Raw genomic sequence first — 19,797 nt, forward strand, 5'->3', positions numbered from 1 at the left:
CAGCAGGAGGAAAGATGCGGTGATAAACACTGCGACAAGAAACAACAATTAGTCTGCGGTGATGTAGAATTAGGGCGCGAATCATCATTTTGAGGAGGGTGTTTTCTTTGAAAACAGAGCAGAAACAACGTCTGGAGGGACTTAGTGAAAAAATCTTTTTGGATCGGTACGCATGGAAAAATCCTGATCCGAGCCATGCGAAGGTCGGCGACGTGGTCCTTGTACTGACGAAGGATGATCCGAAGTTCCCTACGAAAGAAGTAGGCGAGGTCGTAGCGCGAGAGGGGCGGACGGTTACGGTGAAGACCCGGTCCGGCGAGCTCGTGCAGTCCGATGTTGAGAAGCTGACGCTGAATATCGAGAAAACACCGGAAGAAATGTGGGATCGCCTGGCTTCCGCCATGGCCTCGGTGGAGGTTACGCCGGAGCTGCAGCAGGAATGGGAGGAGAAATTCCGTTATGTGCTGGACGATTGGAAGCTGGTGCCGGGCGGACGTATTGCTGCTGGCGCCGGAGCCAGCGATGAGTTGACGCTGTTCAACTGTTACGTGATTCCATCGCCGAAGGACAGCCGAGGCGGCATTATGGAGACGCTGTCCGAAATGACCGAAATTATGGCGCGCGGGGGCGGCGTCGGAATCAACCTGAGCTCGCTGCGTCCGAGAAGGGCTGTTGTCAAAGGCGTAAATGGCTCATCCAGCGGTGCTGTATCTTGGGGCGGACTGTTCAGCTATACGACAGGTTTAATCGAGCAGGGCGGCAGCCGGCGTGGTGCGCTGATGCTAATGATTAACGACTGGCATCCGGATTTGCTGGATTTCATTACGGTAAAGCAAACGATGGGCCAAGTGACGAACGCGAATCTGTCGGTTTGTGTCAGCAATGACTTCATGAAGGCCGTGAAGGAAGATCTGGATTGGGAGCTTGTCTTCCCGGATACGACTTATGAAGATTACAATGAGGTGTGGGACGGCGACCTGGACAAATGGAAAGCTGCCGGACGGAGAGTGAATCACTTCCGTACGGTGAAGGCGCGGGAGATCTGGCATACGATCATTGAATCGGCCTGGAAATCGGCCGAGCCGGGCGTCGTATTTATGGAATACTACAATCAAATGTCGAACAGCTGGTATTTCAATCCGATCATTTGTACGAATCCGTGCGGGGAGCAAGGGCTGCCTGCTTGGGGAGTGTGCAATCTGTCGGCGATAAATCTGTCCAAATTCTATGATGAGGACAAGCATGACGTCGCTTGGGACGATCTGGCGCTGACAACGCGTTATTCGGTGCGGTTTCTGGACAATGTCATCAATAAAACACCTTATCATTTCGAAGAGAACGAGAAGAACCAGAAGAATGAGCGCCGCGTAGGCCTCGGCACGATGGGGCTGGCCGAGCTGATGATCAAGCTTAACGTCCGTTACGGCAGTCCGGAATCGCTGGAGTTTCTTGATAAATTATATGGCTTCATTGCGAAGGAGGCTTACCTTGCCTCGGCGGATATCGCAGGGGAGAAGGGCTCATTCCCGGCATTCGAGGCCGACAAATATCTGCAAAGCGGATTCATGAAAGTGATGACCGAGGTATATCCTGAGGTCGGTGAAGCGGTTCGCGAGAAAGGCATTCGCAACGTTACGATCATTACCCAGGCTCCTACGGGCAGTACGGGTACAATGGTTGGTACGTCCACAGGGATCGAGCCTTACTTCGCGTTCAAATATTACCGTCAGAGCCGGCTGGGCTTTGACGAGCAGTTCGTTCCGATTGCGCAGGAATGGATGGATGCTCATCCGGGCGAGAAGCTGCCAGATTATTTCGTAACGGCGATGGATCTGTCCGCCGAGGATCATATTCGCACGCAAGCGGCCATCCAGCGCTGGGTAGACAGCTCAATTTCGAAGACAGCGAACTGTCCGGCCGACTTTACAGTAGAAGAGACGAAACGCCTGTATGAGCTAGCTTTCGATCTCGGCTGCAAGGGCGTAACGATTTACCGTGACGGCAGCCGCGATGTGCAGGTTCTGCAGACGGAGAAGAAAGACGATAAAGCGGAAGCAAATGCAAATGCAAACTCTTCGGAAAGCGGCGATGCTGCCGGTGCTTCGGCTGGCGCTGAAGGTTCGGCAACGGGCGCGGAGCAAAATGCGTTAAACGGACTGGATCAAACGCTGTCCGCCGGGGTGGACCCAAGCGAGAAGACGGTGTTCGATAAGCAGTACAAGAAGCGTCCGCAGGTCCTGCATGGGGCAACGTATAAAATCAATACGCCATTTGGCATGGCGTACATTACGATTAACGATTTGAACGGCATTCCGAGCGAAATCTTCCTCAATGTCGGCAAAGCGGGCTCAGACGTGTTCGCGATGGCCGAGGCTCTGGGCCGCGTATGCTCCCTGTTCCTGCGCTACGGCGACCATGGACAGAAGGTAGAGCTGCTGATCAAGCATTTGAAAGGCATTGGCGGTTCCGGCGCTATCGGCTTTGGTCCGAATCGGGTTGAGTCGATCGCCGATGCCGTTGCCAAAGCACTGGAAATCCACGTGCAGCATGGCCCGTATGACGATCATGATCCGGCTCCGGTAGCTGCGACCGTGGCTCACCACGAAGAGCAAGCAGGTGTGGGCTCTGCGGGGAGCATAACGGCTGGTGTCCAGTCTGCCGGCAACGGCCATCATGGCGGCGCGCCGGCGTCCTCGCGGGACTTGTGCCCGTCCTGCGGGTCGGCCTCGCTGCTGAACGTGGAAGGCTGCAAAACCTGCGCGAACTGCGGGTACAGCAAGTGTTCGTAAGCTAGAAAGAAAATAAACGGTCAGGCAGCAATCTGTGCGCCTGACCGTTTTTTTTGGATCGATCATTCTCTATTCCTGTTGAATTTCTATATCCTGTTCTTTCCGTTCCACTTTCTCATGAATCTTAGACTCCAATACCTCTAAAACTTCGTCCTCAAATTTCTGATGAGGCTGAGGATGGAACCAGTGAACCTCTCCTTTATGAACAAACCCTTTGTATTCATTTCCCTGCATCTGCAAAGAAAATTGCTTGCGCTCATGAGGGGTATCTTCAAATAAAGGTTTTATTTTTTCAAAGTTCTGAATATCATCCGAGACTCCATGATGTCTTATTAATGAGTATATGGCAGATTCAATTCGCTTTACTCTACTTTCATCCATCGTTTGCTTGGGGTAAGGTTAAACCAGATAATCTCATCGCCATGAAAATGTCCCTTGAATTCTTCGCCATCGACTTTAAAAGTGAATTCAAGCAGCTGATAGTGGTTTAACAGCCCGGTGATCGAAGCATCAACCGGGCTGCTAGTTCATTTTCAAATCCCTAATTAGTCCAAAACCGCGGTTATATGCGCCTTTGTAACCGACCAGTGGGAGGTGGTCCAGTATTTGGACTTATCCTTGATAAATATAATTTGCGGCGATTCGTGTTTGACATTCAAATCCTCGGCAATTTGGTTGGACACCGGACGGGATTCGATTACTTTCACTAGCGTATAATCCAAATCTGGATTAGGAGCATCCTGCAAATATTGTTCATATTCCTGAAGCGCGTTGGAGCTTACAGGACATGTCGTACTATGTTTTAGAATAATCTGGCCGCGCTCTGTTGATTTAGCCAACATTTCATTCCACTCTTCAAGTGTCGTAATTTCTCTCCAGTTCATACAGCACACTCTCCTCATTAGTTGTAGTTAACCATAAGTATTCATCGAATGATTGAATTTTAACATGATCCTGCCCGTAGTCAAGTTGGTGCAGAAACGAGTAGAATAGTAGAATAAACAGCAGGCATGGCTGAAAGCCAGTACAATACATAGGAGGCACAAATGATGAGTGAGGAAGCAAATACATCCGGCTGGGATGCGATTGACCAGGAGTTGTCCAAAATATACGGGGAGCAGGAGCCCAAGCATTATGGAACCCTTATATCCTATGCGCTTGGAGGTCAGGATCCGCTGGATGGGATTAGCGTTTACAAGAGCGAGACGCCGGTTCCGCACTGGCATTTTGTAACTTATGGATTTTCTGAATTGTATGAAAAAGAATCGGAGAATGACGAGTACAGCGGGTTCGGGTTTGAATTGACATTGCGGCTGACGCGGAATGATGGCGAAGAGGAGCCGCCGGCCTGGGCACTGAATTTGCTGCAAAACATGGGAAGATACGTGTTTAATAGCGGTAATGTGTTCAAACCCGGCGATTATTTAGATGCGAATGGCCCGATCTGCCTGGGCGAAGACACGCTATTGACAGCTCTTGCTTTCACATTGGATCCTGAGCTGCCGCCGATCTATACGCCCAATGGCCTGGTGGAGTTTATTCAAATGGTAGGGATCACGAGAGATGAGCTTGAGGCGATGCAGACCTGGAATACATTAGGGTTGCTAAGGGAAGGTGCGGCGCAAATTCCGGGTTATGTTACCGATTTATCCCGGGATTCTCTTTTGCAGATTCCATCGATTATGGAGGCAGTTGAACAAGGGATGGAGCAGGAAGGCTCTAATACCGGCTTTTTATATGTCGATCAATTGGCCTGGGAGCCGGGCAAAAAAGGATGGTTCAGCAAACGTCCGGACACAGTAAAACTAGGTGCGAAGCAAGCTGAAATTGTCGGGAAGCTGCTGCGCGGACGGATACTCAAAGGCAAAAGCCTTGTCCTTGCCGGCCAAGAGATCCGCATTGTGTTCGAGCCTGGGGAACAGCCCGGTTGCAGTACCGAGGATGACGAAATCAGCATCGTCTTGAATGAGGCCGCTGCTGCCGAACTTAGCCAAAGCCTGGTGCCGAAGGCTGGGGCATTTGAATTAACTGCTATGCCAGGGCTTGCGATCCAAATCGTACAAACTCACATTAAAGACCAGGAAGGAAATGTCGTCGAAACGATTGGCTGATGTGGATATAGTGATGCCAACATTTGCTATTATTCTGCATTGTATGAGTTGGTAGTCAGATGTATAATCGTGGGAAGAAGCCCAGACAACAAACGACCCAGCCTAAGATAAGAGATCTCTAGGGCTGGGTCGTTTCGTGAATACGGGAACGTATCGGAAATCAACGCATTAAAGCAAGGAGGTTATTGATGAACCGTGATAAAGCTATAGAAATTATCAATTTGTATTTCGAGTCTTGGATGGAGAAGGATTTTCACAAATTTATTAAGGTTATGCATAATGAAGCCATCGTAAGAGAATGCACAGGCGCAGTTATTGCAGGTAAAGATGAATTAAGACGATGGTTTTAAAAAACCCCAATAATAAAATCATAATTAAAAAGGAGACTTAAATTTCATGTCGACTCCATATTTCTGGGAATTTATAGATCAATCAAAAAAACAGGGTTCAGAACAAGTAGGGTGGCTGGCTCGAGAATTGTCAAAAAAAGAGCTTAAAGAAATTATAGATTTTGAAGTTGAACTTCAGAAGATGATGGATCAGTCCTACACAAGTTCGCTATGGGGCGCTGCATTTGTGATCATGGGGGGCTGCTCGGATGACGGATTTGATTATTTCAGAGGATGGCTAATTTCAAGAGGGGAAGAAGTATACAACGGAGCAATAAACAACCCTGAATTTTTAGCAGGATATTTTACAGAAGAAAACTTGATGGAGGATGAATATGCTCCTCAAATGGAAGAAATATTATCGGTAGGATTAGATGCGTACATATATAAAAAAACAGGTGAATTTGAATATAATGATGAAATTCATACCGAATTTTTGCATGAATTAGAAAATAGGGGTTATCAAATTGAGCCCGCAGAATTGGATTTAGACTGGGAGGAAGAGGATTTAGAGGTACGATATCCTTTGTTATGGAGTAGATTCGGAGAGAACCCATTAACTTAACTTGAAATATAGCTTCGAAGGTGGGTGAAAGCATATTAATAATTACAAACCGATATTAAGTCTCATTGGATTAGTTCTTTTTATAACAACAGTTGTATTCCATCTATGTTATAAATTCATAAAAATAGCGGATATAGGAGTAGGGATGTTACTCTCTCTTGTTAATGCACTATTATTAGTATTTACTTTGTTATGGAGTCTGATGGGTATAATTGAATTTGGGATACTATTAAAGTCATACAAGGATATAAAAATGAATATATCACTGAATCAAGAAAACATAATTATAAATTAAGTATAAATATCAGTTATTTAATTGCGGTCTTATGCCAGTTGGGATTTGCGTCTTTTCTTTAGCAGAAGTATTACAAGTTCAACACCAGAACCTATATTAATTGGAGACAAAAATATTGGGGATGGTTATACCGTTACAAATGACGAAAAATCACCTGTAATTAAAATTGAATTTAATAGCTATATTGGCTATCCGGTGAGAAACTCGAGGTATTTAGATTTTATTCGTGCCGGGACGATAGCTTCGGAAGACTATCCAGGATCTTTCAAATATTATAGTGTATCTTGCCTAAATCATATCGTTGACGTTGTCTCAACGGAGGAACCAGTAGTTATAGAAGTAGGTAGGGAATAAGCTGCTCAGTATCCGGCAGGAGTTAGATTAGGATTCGAGGAAGTAATAGGCAGTAGTAATGAAGCAGATTCTACGGTCACATTGATTGCGGTTTGCTTTTGACCAGGATCAAAATATAATTAAACCAGCCTAATTACAAGAATATTCACATGTTCAAGGCTTCCATTGAATATATATTACAGAATTTTTCTTGTAACAGGGGGGTTAATGATATGGATCACTTTCATTTGGTTTGCGAACAATTTGCTAATATTCTTAGAGGAAAAAGCAACATTAACGAAGATATTTGTTCTGTATCGCTGCATCGCAATTTTAAGGTAAATGTGCAAGGGCGCATGAGCAGGTCTGTTGTGCCAGCAGACGTCTTATTTGAATCCCTGGATCAAGGCGGTAATGCGTTATGTTTGGCTGAAATTGCAATTTTAGAAGAAGAGATTCCTCGCTTTATGCATGCGATTATCCAACAAGGAATGATTGTTAGTGCCTTGCATAATCACTGGTTATATACAAGGCCCCAAATTATGTATATTCATATCCAGTCTGTTGAGCCTCCGTTACATTTTGCAAAGAAAATAGCGTATGCTTTTTCAACCTTAAGCAGTTATCCAGTAGCTTAATTTTTTACTAACTGAAGCGAGGGACATATGAAGTGCCGAATCATGACTTTTTTGTTGGACGAGTAGATCATCCAGATATTACTTGGACTGAAAACGGTATAGTACTTAATGGGAATCCAGTTAATTTTCATGTGTCAATCGATGATGAGCTAATCAATTATCTTAGTGATGCATTGAATTGGATCGAAGGATGGTATCCCAATGGGTCGCATGAAAGAGGATTAGATCGATATGGGTACACAATCATCAAAGAGAAGGAACAGCTGAGGAAATTTAGAGATATTATCATATCTTGGAGAAATCTTTTTATTCATGGGCCGGAATACATTATTTTAACTGGAGATTATTGCCGGGATTTAGGATCTAATAAGGGCTATTATGAGAAAAATAAATTCAAAAAGGTGGATGTTATTGACCAAATGGATGAGTTAGTAGAAATAATTGAGGAAGCATTAATCTCAAGTCATTATGTTATTCACTGCGGCATATAGCATACGATAAATAAGGTTATAACACCGTATTCACTCGGGACTATCGTCCCTCGGCAGTCAGATGTATAATGATGGAAGATGCTCAGACAACAAACGATCCAGCCAGGATAAGAGCTATCTAGGGCTGGGTCGTTTCGTGTATATAAGAAACGTGATCTGAAATTAGGACAAAAATAAAACAGAGTAGGTGGGGGCATGAAGTCTTTTTTTGACTTTGATACAGAAGAAACACGAAAAAGTTTACTCTCGAGAGCAAGGAATGTTGCATTGAGTGCGATTCAACAGTATGAAGTGGAATGGAACTGTATTCGTTTTATTCATTTGTCAGATACCGTTACATACAAAATAGAAACCGATACGATGGGAAATTACCTGCTTCGTATTCATTCCGAAAGAGTCAACAAAGAAGAAATTTTGTCTGAACTTGTTTTTCTAAATGAATTAAGGAAAGTAAAGGATTTGGTAGTGCCAGAAGGGATTCAAAGCCGCTGTGGCTCTTATATTTTAGAGTGTGAAACAGAAGAAGGGTATCGGAAACCATACGTCACGTTAATGAGGTGGGTTGAGGGAGAGCACTGGAATAGTGAGTTCACAGACAGCCATGTATATAACATAGGGGCCATGATTGGTAGAATTCATAAAGCTTCAGCTAGTTTGGAAACACCCGTTGATTTTGTCCGACCTCATTGGGGGAGTGATAGCTTCAGGCAGGAAGTAGCTAAACTGGAACTTTATTATTCACGATTTCTACCGGACGAGTCATGGAAACGTTATCAGAAAGCTGTAGATAAGATCATTCATCAATTTGATCGCATGCAGCGAGATGCTCGAAACTATGGGTTAATCCATGCAGATTTACACTTTGGAAACGTCGTGTTTAACAACGGGCTTCCATGCCCCATTGATTTTGGCAGATGCGGTTATGGATACTATTTGTATGATTTAGCAGGAGCACTATTGGAGCTTAACCCTCAACATCGAAGGTTACTAATTCAAGGATATGAGAGTGTTGTTGAACTAAATACAGACGACTATCTCCGTGACCTGGAGTGTTTTTTCATCATGGTGATGATTGAAAATTATTGTCATCACTCGTCTAATATGAAAGAAATTCCTAGTTTAATTGACGAGCAAAAATACGCTTTGGCTTACATCCATGAGTACATTAATGACAGGTCATTCCTATTTGAAATGATAGCCCCTATTATAAATGGTTATTTTGAGGAGGATTAATGGATGTTGGTACTACAGCTTTATTTAAACGGCGCTTGTTCTGAAGCTATCGAGCTTTATAAAAAGACCTTTGGATCAGAAGTTGACAATATTATGTATGACCCTGAGGCTTATCAAATTATAAATGTAGAAAGTAAAACGATAACTCCAATTGGTCCCATATTTTTCAGCCCCTGTTTAGTATCCTTTATTGATAAGTTTGGAGTTAGATGGTGTTTTATGGTGTAAGGAAGTGTGAATTAGAAGATCAATCACATTGAAATATATCCGACATTACTTTGACATGCAAAGACCAAAGGAGGTATGAATTTGAGTAGAATATTCATAACTGATCTAGATGGAACTTTATTAAGATCCGATCAAACGATGTCGGACTTTACCGTTGACGTTCTCAATTCCGCTATTCAAGAAGGCTGCATTATTAGTTTTGCTACCGCCAGAGGGTTGATAAGTGCATATAGTGTAGTTTCTGACATCGCGTGGAAGCATCCAGTCATTCTATATAATGGTGCACTACTATTTGATGTTATTCATAATCGGGTGATCGATGGATACTTTTTAGATGCTGGTTTGACAAATGAGATCATACAAAGAGGCAAGAAACATGGGTGTACACCTTTTTATTTTTTATTGGATCCTTCGAATAAAGAACGGGTATATCACGAGAAATTAACTTCCTTTGGCATGACAGAATTCCTAAAGAGCCGGATCAATGATCCAAGATTCATTGAAGTGAATACACTTGAATCGTCCGATCATGAAAAGACATTAGCCTTGACATTTATTGGCGAGCTGGATGATTTACTACCACTTAAAGAAGAAGTAAGCTCTGTATTAGGGGATAAGGTCAACCACCATATCATGAAAGACTATTATATAGAAAATCAATACTTCCTTGAATTCAGTCATCCGCTTGCTGCAAAATGCGAAGGTTTAAAGATGTGGGCAAGACATATGAATGTAGAAACCAAGGATATTTGCATATTTGGCGACAATTTAAATGATCTAGGATTATTTGAGGTTGGTGGCAAGAAAATAGCAGTGGCTAATTCGCATGCAGACATCTTGAGAATTGCAGATACGGTCATCGAGAGTAATAACGAAGATGGCGTAGCCAAATTTATTAAAACATGCATAAAGTAATTTGGATGGATATAGTTCTAAAGTTAAGAGGTGAGTCATGAACGCAGATATTATTCATACAGCTCAAGAAGTGGCAGTGAAATTAATAAAACAAGCTGGACTTATTGCCAAAGAAAGATTTGATAACTTTGAACATATTAAGTCAAAGGATAGCTTTGGTGATGTTGTAACTGAAGTAGATCATATGGCTGAGGCCATCATACTTCAAGGTATAAGCAGTACTTTTCCAGATCATCAAATACATAGCGAGGAAGCGGGGGACAATGGAAAAAGCTCGGATTGGCTATGGCTAATTGATCCATTGGATGGGACAAACAACTTCGCCATTGGTCTCCCGGTGTTCACTACCTCAATTACTCTGATGTATAAAAAGGAACCGGTTCTTGGTGTAGTATACGAGCCGATGACCGATAGATTATTTGAATCTTGCCTGAATAAAGGTGCTTATTGCAACGGTAGAGAAATGAAAGTGAAACGAAGCAATCATTTCAAAAGAGGGAACATTGGCTGGATCCAAGGACATAAAGTTCAAAATGATCCGAAAGCAGTCCAATTAAGGAAACATATGGATTTGAATGTTAAGAGAATGATGAGGTTATGGGCGCCGACATTACAATGGTGCATGCTTGCTAAAGGCGATATCGATGGGACTGTCCTTTATAATTCCGAAGGGGATGATCTCTATTCTGGAGTTTTAATGGTAAAAGAAGCAGGAGGAGTAGTTATTGATTTTGATGGCAATCCGTTTACAGGAATGAATGAAGAACCCTATTTAATTGCATGTCATCCTGACCATAAAGATGAATTGATCAAGGTTGTTAAGGAGGGGATGGGACTATTCGAGGTATGATGGACTATCTTAAATCACTTAAAATCAATACGAAAATTGTTGGAGTTATATACTCAAATGAATCTAAATTCGTTCGATGAAATAAGCTCACGATATAACTTAGTCGAAGGATATATATCGGGGCCTGCAAATACAATTGTTGAAGCGAATGATATCGCTAAAAGTTTTGTAGAGATCACTAAGTGAAGATTCAATAAGGGAAACGTCAGTTTGATTCATGAAGTGAGGGGAGAATGAAATTGAGTAAAAAAATAGATTATAAGAAAGATTTTAAACATCTCTACATGCCAAAAACATCACCAGAGATTGTAGAGGTGCCTAGTATTCCGTTTATTATGATTAATGGTTCAGGGGATCCTAACGGAAAGGATTTTGCAATGGCTACTGAGGCTTTATACAGTTTAAGTTATGCGGTGAGAATGTCCTATAAGAGCGATGATGTGCCGGTTGGCTATTATGAATATACGGTTTTTCCACTTGAAGGCGTATGGGATTTACTTGATCGGACTAAGCCGGCAACAGACAAAACCAATTTTAAGTACACTATAATGATACGCCAACCAGATTTTTTGACTGAAAGTTTATTCAAACGATTTTTAGAACATACAAGGAACAAAAAGCAAAATCCTTACCTCGAGAAGGTCCGGTTTGAGCATGCTGAGGATGGATTAAGTTGTCAATCATTGCATCTTGGCAGCTATGATAATGAGTCGGAAAGTTTCGCTATCATGGAAGAGTTTTGTTCAGAACATGGATATATCCGTACAAGCAAAATTCATCGTGAGATCTATTTGTCTGATCCTCGAAGAACTGAACCATCCAAGTTAAAAACGGTGTTAAGATTCCCTGTAAAAAAGTTGTGATTAACAGTATCTATCTATGGCCGGGTTGTTTTGGAAGGTGATTTAAAGGAGGCATAGACATGACTGATCGCGAGGAAATCTTGACCGGCGGGAATATTAATCAAGTCGTAAAGGTAGGTGAGACAGTACGCCGAGAATCTAAACCCAATCCATATGTGAGTGATTTGCTTAAGTACCTTGAGAAGGTGGGTTGCCCGTCTGTCCCTCGATATTTAGGGGTAGATGAAAAGGGAAGAGAAATCTTATCTTACATCGATGGGGTGGTGCCTGGAAACGATTACCCTGAAATTGAAGGCTATATGTGGTCGGATTTGGTGCTAGTTGAATTGGCAAAGCTTTTAAGAAACTTCCATGATGCGACTGCAGGATTTACAACATCTGAAATGTCCCTTCATAATTTCCCGGAAAAATCCCTGCATGAAGTAGTCTGTCATAACGATGTTGCGCTTTATAACGTTGTGTTCAAGAACAGGCTCCCAGTAGGGATTATTGATTTTGATATGGCAGGTCCAGGACCACGAATATGGGATATTGCTTACACGTTGTACACTTCAGTTCCTCTTGCAGGGTTCTCGCCAGGTGGGGAAGATTATGCGGTGGTTGAATATAACAAAGTAGATCATGCCTCCATACGGAGGGAACGAATACAAATTTTTTTTGATTCCTATGGCATGGATGTGCCGGTCGATCTCAAGGAATGGGTTATTTCTCGCATAAATTTTATGTGTACCACACTGTCAGAGCGGGCGACATCCGGAGATCCGGCCTTTATAAGACTAGTTGAAGAAGGACATTTAGCTCATTATAAGAAGGAGTTAAACTTTCTTGAGAAGCATTTTGATGATTGGAGTTAGTGTGATATCACAGGTTCGTCTGGTTTGCATGTTTGTATGTTGAAGAAGAGTATAGAAGAAAACAGAAGAGTATAGAGAAAAAATATAGGAGTAAAGTTACTTTTATCTGAGGTGATCCAGAAATGTTCTTTGTAAATGCAAGGGCATTCATTGAACGTATAAGAAATAACAGGTTGCAACTTGTAATACAAACAAGAAATAAGGCCGGTGAACTTGAGCTTTTGGAGCTTCCTGGAGGAAGACTTGAATTATTTGAACCAATATTAGAAGGATTAAAAAGAGAAGTATTCGAAGAGACTGGATTGAAGGTAACTCAGGTCGATGGCGAAGAGACTAGAATTGACACCAAAGGAATCAATCATAGTTTTGAAGTGGAATGTATAAGGCCTTTTTGTGTCTATCAGACAGTGAAAGGACCTATTGACTCTACTGGAATGTACTTTATATGTTCATCAGAAGGAGAACTGCTAGAAGCGGGCGACGATACGAAGAGAGTACATTGGAGAGATATAGAAGAGATTAAAGAGATGTTAGAAGAGAATCCCCTGTATTTCTCAGATGTTGATCGAGCAGGGTTAATTTATTATTTTAAACATCGATTTTTTAGTGGGGCAGCCGACAGCTGAAGTAAGTCTTTCGGGTTTGGAGAAACCAGTGAGAGGGTGTTAACACCAAAAATGAACAAGATATATGGGATTAAGTTATCCGTTTCTATCAGAGACGGGTATAAACACGGTCCAAGATAAATTTTTGGAACATGGTGGTATGCAAACGCTCCAAAGTTATTGTCATGTTGTTACTGACAATATGAATGAGGAATTGTTTAAACAAGCTAGAGAGTATATACGAGTAAATTTTAGTAGCCATATAGATTTTCTAGAATCTTTACCTCTTTATTATGAAGATTTACACCATATCTATGTTCATGCTGGACTCAATCCGAAGTATATAAATTGGCGAGAACAACCTGAGCATGACTTTATGTATAATAAGGAAGAGTTTCATCAGTCGGAACCAAAAACCGATAAACTAGTCATATTCGGTCATACTAGAACTATTGAACTTCATGATTCCTCGGATATTAGGTTTGGTCGGGGTAAGATTGGGATAGATGGTGGATGCGCATATGGAATGCAGTTAAATTGTTTAATATTCGACGAAGGTATTTATACTACGACGAGTATAAAGAATTTATGGAATGGAGATTGATCAGTGAGATTATATACAGACCCTAGAGGTGAAGCTTATGAGCAGGTTATCGATTTGGCTATACAGAATTCGGAGTTTTTTGTGCTAGGGGAGAAAATTCCGGTTGATCCGGCCCAGATTCCGTATACAAGTGCCCTGGAAGCGATGGAGCCTTACCTGATGAAGACCATCGTAATTCAAGGCGATTCTATAGATGAAGTAACACAAATAAGTAATATGTATCGCAGTAGCGCTTTTTATACGGAAGGAACCTATTACTTGTATAGATGCTGCGAAGAAAGTGGAAATCTGCTGAAGCAATTAGCAAACCGTCTGTCAGATTGGATTTATCCGAACCTGCCGGAAGACCTGTGCTTTTTGAAAGAAGGCGGGGGAGACTTCCTTTATTCCGTTGTGCATGAACAAATGTATGGGTTGGATGTAACGGAGGAAGAAGCCATTGAACTGATGGATCGTATTCCTGGGCTGTTTATAGAATTAAAGGCTCACCGCGATCTGGATCGATTGCTAGATGATGCCATTAAGCATAAGACTGATCGGCTGTATATAAGTGGACATAGGCTGACAGAGCTGCCTGAGAAAATCCGATACCTTACAGAGCTGCGTGAGCTAGAAATTTTTGAACAGGATCTTTACCGTCTGCCCGAAGAGCTGTTCGAGTTAAGCAAGCTTGAGCGCTTGAAAATCCTGACGGCTGATTTGGAGAGTATTCCCGCATCCATATCTAAACTTAAGAATCTGAAAGAGCTGTGCATTCAATGTGGGAGCTCAGATCGGCCCACCCCCGGGTATCGGGTTAAGCCCAAGGAAGAAATCAGTCTTAATCGCATCCCAGCAGAGATTGGAGAGCTAGAAAAACTGGAGCAGCTTACAATTCAGTACACCTCGATCCATGAACTGCCTCTCGAGCTAGAGAAGCTGAAGCATTTACGAGTCTTGAACTTGGGAATGTGTATGATCAAACAGAAGCCTGATTTCCTGTATGGAATGAAGCAACTGGAATACATTAACATTTCGCGGGATTCGTTATGGGAAACAGATGAATCGCAACAGTAGCTTCGAGAGCTATTCTACGGTTGGATGATAGATACGTAGAACCTAGTTTTTAGAAAGAAACGACTGTAGAAAAATTTGACTGGTATGATATTCCGGCAGTAAGTATTTTCGATTTAGGAAAGCTTCGAGATAAGGTGACAAAATGGATGGAGGTTTTCTAGGACATGTACATTGGCAGACTTTGGGAAAAAATAAATACCTACTGCCCTTTAGTTGTTCGTTGTATAATCGTGGAAGAACGCTCCGACAACAAATGATGACCCAGCCTAAGATATGAGCTATCATAGGCTGGGTCGTTTTATATCATTATGAGCATTAACAAACTTCTGAGAAGTGGGCTTAAGCAACAATCCGGTTACATCAACCGCGGTGCTAAAAATAATAACAATCAGTGGTGATCACACTTGAAACGTATATACCTCATTAGACATTGTAAGGCTACAGGTCAAGAACCAGATGCGCAATTAACTAGCGAGGGTCAGCTGCAGGCTGATCAACTAGCTGAGTATTTCATTGGAAAGCAGATTGACTATATCATATCCAGTCCATACGAAAGAGCTATCTCGACCATACGTCCGCTTGCTGAAACTTTAAATTTGACGATCCATAAGGATAACCGGCTGTGCGAAAGGGTTTTGTCTGCAGAAGAAATCGACGATTGGATGGAGAAGTTAAAAGAATCATTTGAAGACTTGGATATGAAGTTACCAGGCGGAGAATCATCACGTGAGGCCATGATGCGCGGCATTTCTGTGATTAAGGAAATAATTGATCGTCCTGAGATGAATATTGCAGTAGTCACGCATGGAAATCTTTTGTCATTACTATTGAAATATAATGATCATGAAATTGGATTTAATGATTGGAGAAAACTTAGCAATCCGGATGTATTTGAGCTTGCTCTAAATCGTAAAGGGGAAAGACGTATCACCCGAATTTGGAAGTAATAACAAACTAAAGGAGTCATGTGCGGTGGGATATATTATGGATTTAAGAGCAATTGTAGGGTCTAGGCCTTTAATTATGGCGGGGGCCTGCGTGTTAATTTTCAATGAGGATAGAGAGCTGCTTCTTCAAAGGAGAACAGATACAAATGATTGGGGAACCATAGGCGGTGCACTAGAGCTTGGAGAATCTTTGGAAGAAGCTGCAGCTCGGGAACTTTTTGAAGAAGCAGGTCTAACCGCAAAATCGTTCGAATTTATAACCATTTTATCTGGTAAAGATATGTATTTCAAATACCCTCATGGAGATGAGATCTACAATGTCATGGCGATTTATGAGGCTCATGAGATTGAAGGGAGCCCGAGAGTAAATGACAATGAGAGTCATGAACTGAAATATTTTTCTTTGAGCGAGCCGATCGTGAATTTAAATCCATTTACCGAACATTATCTTAGAAAAGCAGGATATATCACGGAATGGTAAGGTAATGTTTTTTACTTAAAGAAAGGAAGTGCAATAAAATGAAGATCTTCCAATCGATTGAGAATGTAATCCAGAAGCATCATGAGGTACTACCATTTTCGGGGGCGGTTTTAGTCCAACAAGAAGGCACAGGCACAAGCTTTGAAATTAGGGGGTGATATGAATCCTTAGAATGAAACTGTTTATCTCAATAATTGCACTGGCGATTACGGGAATGATTGTAGTGATATTCCTCAATCAAAATCCTTTAACTGTTGATGGATTTTCTGAATACGATGGAAAAAGGAAATTAGATATATCTCTAATCAATACAGGGAATCATGATATTGTCATATCAGAAGTTACAGTTAACGGTAGAGCTCCTGAAAAGGCTCAATTGGTCATTAGTTATTCCGGACATCTAGTTGGTAGCGGTATTGATTTTGAAAATTCCGTTAAATTCCTCGAAGTGAATGAGGAACCAATACACCCCACACAATCACCTCAAGAAATTAATCAGACAACACAGAATTCTAGTTCACCCCTTCATTATGGAATAAGATTATTAGATGACGAGGATATAAAGACAGTAAAGATCGAGTATAAATACTGGGGGATTCCATTTGAACGAGATATTCATCTTGATACTTGGCCAGACATGAAATAGTGTGGGAGGAGAGGGGATAAGATCGATGGGGAAAGAATGGGTATCACCCCTTCTTGTGGCCGTACTCATATTGATGGTAGCAGGGTGTACGGGGAAACACAATCCAGCCGAACAATCGCTGGAGAATGGGTCCCCAACGAATCAGTATGCTTCCCAGGAAGCGCCTGGCGAGGTCGGCGAAGCAGAAGCAAAACATACGCCTGATCCGGACACACGCGCATCTGACGCGGCGAAGTTATCGGTTGTGGTCGGTGGCGAAGTCAAGTTGGAAACCTCATTGGAGCATGAAACCGCGACGTTCGATGGAACAGAGTACACGATCGAACCTTTTGGAGTGACCTTCGCGGTGCGTACGGATATGGGCGAACCAGTGGTAGAGGGCGATAGTATCGTGTTTGTGCGTGATTTATCGGGAAAAGCCACGATATCCTATGAAGTGATGGAGAATACCTCATTATATGAAGCGGTGGCCAGGGAGCAGCAAGATCACGATGGCTCCTTTTCCGGTGAGTTTATCGAGACTACTTCCAAAGGCGGATTGAGGGGTAAACACAATCAATATAAAGAGGATTCGGTCTTTTCCGGTGTTTTTTTCTACGAGTTCGATCGACATGTACTCCGGATCGAGTACCAATGTCCGATCGCTGCCGTCGATGCTATGATTCGAATTGTAAATGAAACTGTGGACTCGGTAAGGTGGGAAGACAATAACTAGTATAGATAAGAGGGGGTAACATGGAGGATAAGAAAAGCAAACTAACTGAAGTGGTATCGAAATGGATTGAAGTGACTAGGGATATTTAAACTCATGTTAAACAGAAATTAGTAATAAAGCGAGGTGAAGGTAAATGACAAATCAAAAAGGGGTGCGCATTTTCGACCGACAGGCCAAATCGTATGAAAGGCGGCGAAGGAAACTACAAATGGCAGGCGAACGAAGCCGACTATTGAGACATGCCGCAGGCAAGGTCTTGGAAGTATCGGTGGGGGCTGGTAACAATTTTCCGTTCTACCCCAAAGGCGTTCATGTGACGGCGGTAGATTTCAGCCCAAAGATGATTGAAAAGGCGAAAGAGGCCGCGGCAGAATACGGCATTAACTGCGAGTTGCTGGTTTCCGATGTGGAGAGGCTGGAACTCCCAGAGAACTCTTTTGATACCGTCGTATCCACGTTGTCGTTATGCGCGTACCAGAATCCAGAAGTGGTTTTAGACAAAATGAAGGCATGGGTAAAAGACCGAGGGAATATTCTATTGTTCGAACACGGTATAAGTACGAATTCGACCTACGCATGGTTCCAGAACCGATTTGATGGACTATCTGTAAAATTAGTCGGCTGCCATCAAAATAGGGACATTCTGCAGATGGTAGATGATGCGGGAATTGAAATCGAACACTTGGAACGAATGATGATAAATTCTGTGTTTCTGATTCGCGGAACAGTTCGAAAAGGTTTGTAAGAAATGCCAACCGGTCTAGATAGAGTTTCAAGAAACTATGAGGGCGTATCTCAAAACTAGGTAAACGGCAGATGGCATCTTGAAGTGGATGAGAACACAAGTGAGATTTTTGCCCTCTGGGAATATGATTCTTTTGAACAGTACGAAGAGATTGAAACAAAGATTAAAGCGGATGAAGAACATGTACAAAGAGTTCAGAAACGTTTTGATCAGATTGGCAGAGAGCGTTTTAAAGAGGTACTAAAACAAGAAATCAAACAGGAATTTATAACATCAACTGTAGATCGAGACAAAACGATATTAAAGCCGAGAGTCTAACCATTTTAAGAGAGCAGGTGATGGAGGTTGGTTTTAATCCGTAAATATAATTCAAGCGACCTAGAAGCGGTAACTGATTTGATGGCTGATTTAGGTTATCCAACCGATGTGGATAGCATGAAGCAGAGAATGAAACTGATCGAGAATAATCCGGGGTATTTTACATTCGTGGCAATTCAAGATCATGAAGTCGTTGGTATGATAGGTACTCGCTTAGTACACTACTACGAAGGGGATGGAGTTACAGTACAAATCTCAATTGTAGTTGTTAGGGAGGATCTTCAAGGGATGGGAATAGGAAAGGAACTACTTGGATTTATAGAAAATTGGGCTAAGGAGAAGGGGGCAAATAGCCTTTATCTAACCAGCGGTATAAAACCTGAACGAATGAAAGCACACGAATTCTATAAGAAAAATGGTTTTGATATAAATGGATATAGATTCGTTAAGAGGTTTGAAATGGTTCATATATAGGAGGCAAACTATGATACTCAAATTTCATCATGCACAGATTACAATTCCAAAGGGCCAAGAAGAAGAGGCGCGGAAGTTCTATTGTGGAGTTTTACAGCTGAAAGAAATACAAAAACCAGAAAGTTTGCTTGACAGAGGCGGATTTTGGGTTGAAGTTGGCGACCAACAGTTGCATATTGGTACTGAAGCAGGAGTGGATCGTTTATTAACAAAAGCTCATCTCGCCTATGAAGTAGAAGATATCAAGCTAATGGAGACCCGGCTAAAAGAAAATGGAATTGAAACACTAGAGTCAATACCTATTCCAGGGTTTGAAAGATTTGAATTTAGAGATCCATTTGGAAACAGAGTAGAATGTATAAAGCCAGTAAAATAGAAATTTCAGCTGGAGCACAATATTCCTAAGATAATTGGGGTAAAATGGTTTAATTGTAAGATATTATTTAGCATTCTGATCATTTATACTAGAGACACCTGGCAAAAAGCGGCTTTCATTATGAAAAGGTAGCAGCAGCAATCTTTTTATTTGAAAGCGCTTTTTTGTTGGGATACTGAAATCACAAGGAGATGAGGCCAAATCTCTAATTTCATAGAGAGAGTTGCAGCGACCAGGAGTGAAGGGAGTAACTATACTCGTATTTAATGACGAGGA

At 42.1% G+C, this 19,797-nt stretch carries 25 protein-coding genes; 23 read left to right on the forward strand and 2 right to left on the reverse strand.

Annotated features, from left to right (window positions below):
- The first annotated feature begins 107 nt into the window (after positions 1-107).
- A complete protein-coding gene (locus tag QNH46_RS09880; RefSeq protein WP_283927937.1) occupies positions 108-2,789 on the forward strand; it encodes an adenosylcobalamin-dependent ribonucleoside-diphosphate reductase in 2,682 nt (893 codons plus the stop codon).
- A 69-nt stretch (positions 2,790-2,858) separates the two neighbouring features.
- Here QNH46_RS09880 and QNH46_RS09885 read toward each other — a convergent pair whose 3' ends face one another.
- Entirely contained in the window at positions 2,859-3,170 is a 312-nt protein-coding gene (locus QNH46_RS09885; RefSeq protein WP_283927938.1) for a hypothetical protein, read from the reverse strand.
- Between the two features lie 164 nt (positions 3,171-3,334).
- On the reverse strand, positions 3,335-3,673 hold the full coding sequence (gene ytxJ / locus QNH46_RS09890) for a bacillithiol system redox-active protein YtxJ (protein WP_283927939.1): 339 nt from the start codon (positions 3,671-3,673) through the stop codon (positions 3,335-3,337).
- Positions 3,674-3,838: 165 nt separating this feature from the next.
- On the opposite strand from ytxJ, the gene QNH46_RS09895 reads away from it, so the two are divergent.
- From QNH46_RS09895 to QNH46_RS10000, 22 genes are all read left to right on the forward strand, one after another.
- Entirely contained in the window at positions 3,839-4,900 is a 1,062-nt protein-coding gene (locus QNH46_RS09895; RefSeq protein WP_283927940.1) for a suppressor of fused domain protein, read from the forward strand.
- A 188-nt stretch (positions 4,901-5,088) separates the two neighbouring features.
- Positions 5,089-5,250 (forward strand): hypothetical protein, encoded by a 162-nt coding sequence (locus QNH46_RS09900; RefSeq protein ID WP_283927941.1) that lies wholly within the window; start codon positions 5,089-5,091, stop codon positions 5,248-5,250.
- Positions 5,251-5,296: 46 nt separating this feature from the next.
- A complete protein-coding gene (locus tag QNH46_RS09905) occupies positions 5,297-5,854 on the forward strand; it encodes a DUF4240 domain-containing protein (protein WP_283927942.1) in 558 nt (185 codons plus the stop codon).
- Positions 5,855-6,715: 861 nt separating this feature from the next.
- The gene (locus QNH46_RS09910) at positions 6,716-7,120 is read left to right on the forward strand and encodes a DUF1259 domain-containing protein (protein ID WP_283927943.1); all 405 of its coding nucleotides are present in this window, start codon (positions 6,716-6,718) and stop codon (positions 7,118-7,120) included.
- A 32-nt stretch (positions 7,121-7,152) separates the two neighbouring features.
- The gene (locus QNH46_RS09915) at positions 7,153-7,611 is read left to right on the forward strand and encodes a hypothetical protein (protein WP_283927944.1); all 459 of its coding nucleotides are present in this window, start codon (positions 7,153-7,155) and stop codon (positions 7,609-7,611) included.
- Positions 7,612-7,806: 195 nt separating this feature from the next.
- On the forward strand, positions 7,807-8,844 hold the full coding sequence (locus QNH46_RS09920) for a phosphotransferase enzyme family protein (protein ID WP_283927945.1): 1,038 nt from the start codon (positions 7,807-7,809) through the stop codon (positions 8,842-8,844).
- 3 nt (positions 8,845-8,847) lie between these two features.
- Positions 8,848-9,072 carry a hypothetical protein gene (locus QNH46_RS09925; RefSeq protein WP_283927946.1) on the forward strand — a complete coding sequence of 75 codons (225 nt, stop codon included), beginning with the start codon at positions 8,848-8,850 and terminating at the stop codon, positions 9,070-9,072.
- 81 nt (positions 9,073-9,153) lie between these two features.
- Positions 9,154-9,987: an HAD hydrolase family protein gene (locus tag QNH46_RS09930; RefSeq protein ID WP_430691902.1), complete on the forward strand. Its 834-nt coding sequence runs from the start codon at positions 9,154-9,156 to the stop codon at positions 9,985-9,987.
- 37 nt (positions 9,988-10,024) lie between these two features.
- Positions 10,025-10,837: an inositol monophosphatase family protein gene (locus QNH46_RS09935; protein WP_283927948.1), complete on the forward strand. Its 813-nt coding sequence runs from the start codon at positions 10,025-10,027 to the stop codon at positions 10,835-10,837.
- A 239-nt stretch (positions 10,838-11,076) separates the two neighbouring features.
- Positions 11,077-11,700: a GyrI-like domain-containing protein gene (locus QNH46_RS09940; protein ID WP_283927949.1), complete on the forward strand. Its 624-nt coding sequence runs from the start codon at positions 11,077-11,079 to the stop codon at positions 11,698-11,700.
- A gap of 59 nt (positions 11,701-11,759) precedes the next feature.
- The gene (locus QNH46_RS09945) at positions 11,760-12,554 is read left to right on the forward strand and encodes an aminoglycoside phosphotransferase family protein (protein ID WP_283927950.1); all 795 of its coding nucleotides are present in this window, start codon (positions 11,760-11,762) and stop codon (positions 12,552-12,554) included.
- Between the two features lie 122 nt (positions 12,555-12,676).
- Positions 12,677-13,180 (forward strand): NUDIX hydrolase, encoded by a 504-nt coding sequence (locus tag QNH46_RS09950; protein ID WP_283927951.1) that lies wholly within the window; start codon positions 12,677-12,679, stop codon positions 13,178-13,180.
- Positions 13,181-13,244: 64 nt separating this feature from the next.
- Positions 13,245-13,763: a metallophosphoesterase family protein gene (locus QNH46_RS09955; protein WP_283927952.1), complete on the forward strand. Its 519-nt coding sequence runs from the start codon at positions 13,245-13,247 to the stop codon at positions 13,761-13,763.
- A gap of 3 nt (positions 13,764-13,766) precedes the next feature.
- Positions 13,767-14,819, forward strand: a complete 1,053-nt coding sequence (locus tag QNH46_RS09960) for a leucine-rich repeat domain-containing protein (RefSeq protein WP_283927953.1) — start codon at positions 13,767-13,769, stop codon at positions 14,817-14,819.
- A gap of 404 nt (positions 14,820-15,223) precedes the next feature.
- The gene (locus QNH46_RS09965; RefSeq protein WP_283927954.1) at positions 15,224-15,766 is read left to right on the forward strand and encodes a histidine phosphatase family protein; all 543 of its coding nucleotides are present in this window, start codon (positions 15,224-15,226) and stop codon (positions 15,764-15,766) included.
- Between the two features lie 25 nt (positions 15,767-15,791).
- Positions 15,792-16,247 (forward strand): NUDIX hydrolase, encoded by a 456-nt coding sequence (locus tag QNH46_RS09970; protein ID WP_283927955.1) that lies wholly within the window; start codon positions 15,792-15,794, stop codon positions 16,245-16,247.
- 172 nt (positions 16,248-16,419) lie between these two features.
- Entirely contained in the window at positions 16,420-16,893 is a 474-nt protein-coding gene (locus QNH46_RS09975; protein ID WP_283927956.1) for a hypothetical protein, read from the forward strand.
- A 73-nt stretch (positions 16,894-16,966) separates the two neighbouring features.
- The gene (locus tag QNH46_RS09980) at positions 16,967-17,608 is read left to right on the forward strand and encodes a hypothetical protein (protein WP_283927957.1); all 642 of its coding nucleotides are present in this window, start codon (positions 16,967-16,969) and stop codon (positions 17,606-17,608) included.
- 133 nt (positions 17,609-17,741) lie between these two features.
- On the forward strand, positions 17,742-18,353 hold the full coding sequence (locus tag QNH46_RS09985; protein WP_283927958.1) for a class I SAM-dependent methyltransferase: 612 nt from the start codon (positions 17,742-17,744) through the stop codon (positions 18,351-18,353).
- 84 nt (positions 18,354-18,437) lie between these two features.
- The gene (locus QNH46_RS09990) at positions 18,438-18,671 is read left to right on the forward strand and encodes a pyridine nucleotide-disulfide oxidoreductase (RefSeq protein ID WP_283927959.1); all 234 of its coding nucleotides are present in this window, start codon (positions 18,438-18,440) and stop codon (positions 18,669-18,671) included.
- Positions 18,672-18,698: 27 nt separating this feature from the next.
- Positions 18,699-19,145, forward strand: a complete 447-nt coding sequence (locus QNH46_RS09995) for a GNAT family N-acetyltransferase (RefSeq protein ID WP_283927960.1) — start codon at positions 18,699-18,701, stop codon at positions 19,143-19,145.
- Positions 19,146-19,155: 10 nt separating this feature from the next.
- On the forward strand, positions 19,156-19,521 hold the full coding sequence (locus QNH46_RS10000; RefSeq protein ID WP_283927961.1) for a VOC family protein: 366 nt from the start codon (positions 19,156-19,158) through the stop codon (positions 19,519-19,521).
- Positions 19,522-19,797 lie beyond the last annotated feature (276 nt).

It is taken from the genome of Paenibacillus woosongensis (assembly GCF_030122845.1).
Taxonomy (GTDB): domain Bacteria; phylum Bacillota; class Bacilli; order Paenibacillales; family Paenibacillaceae; genus Fontibacillus; species Fontibacillus woosongensis_A.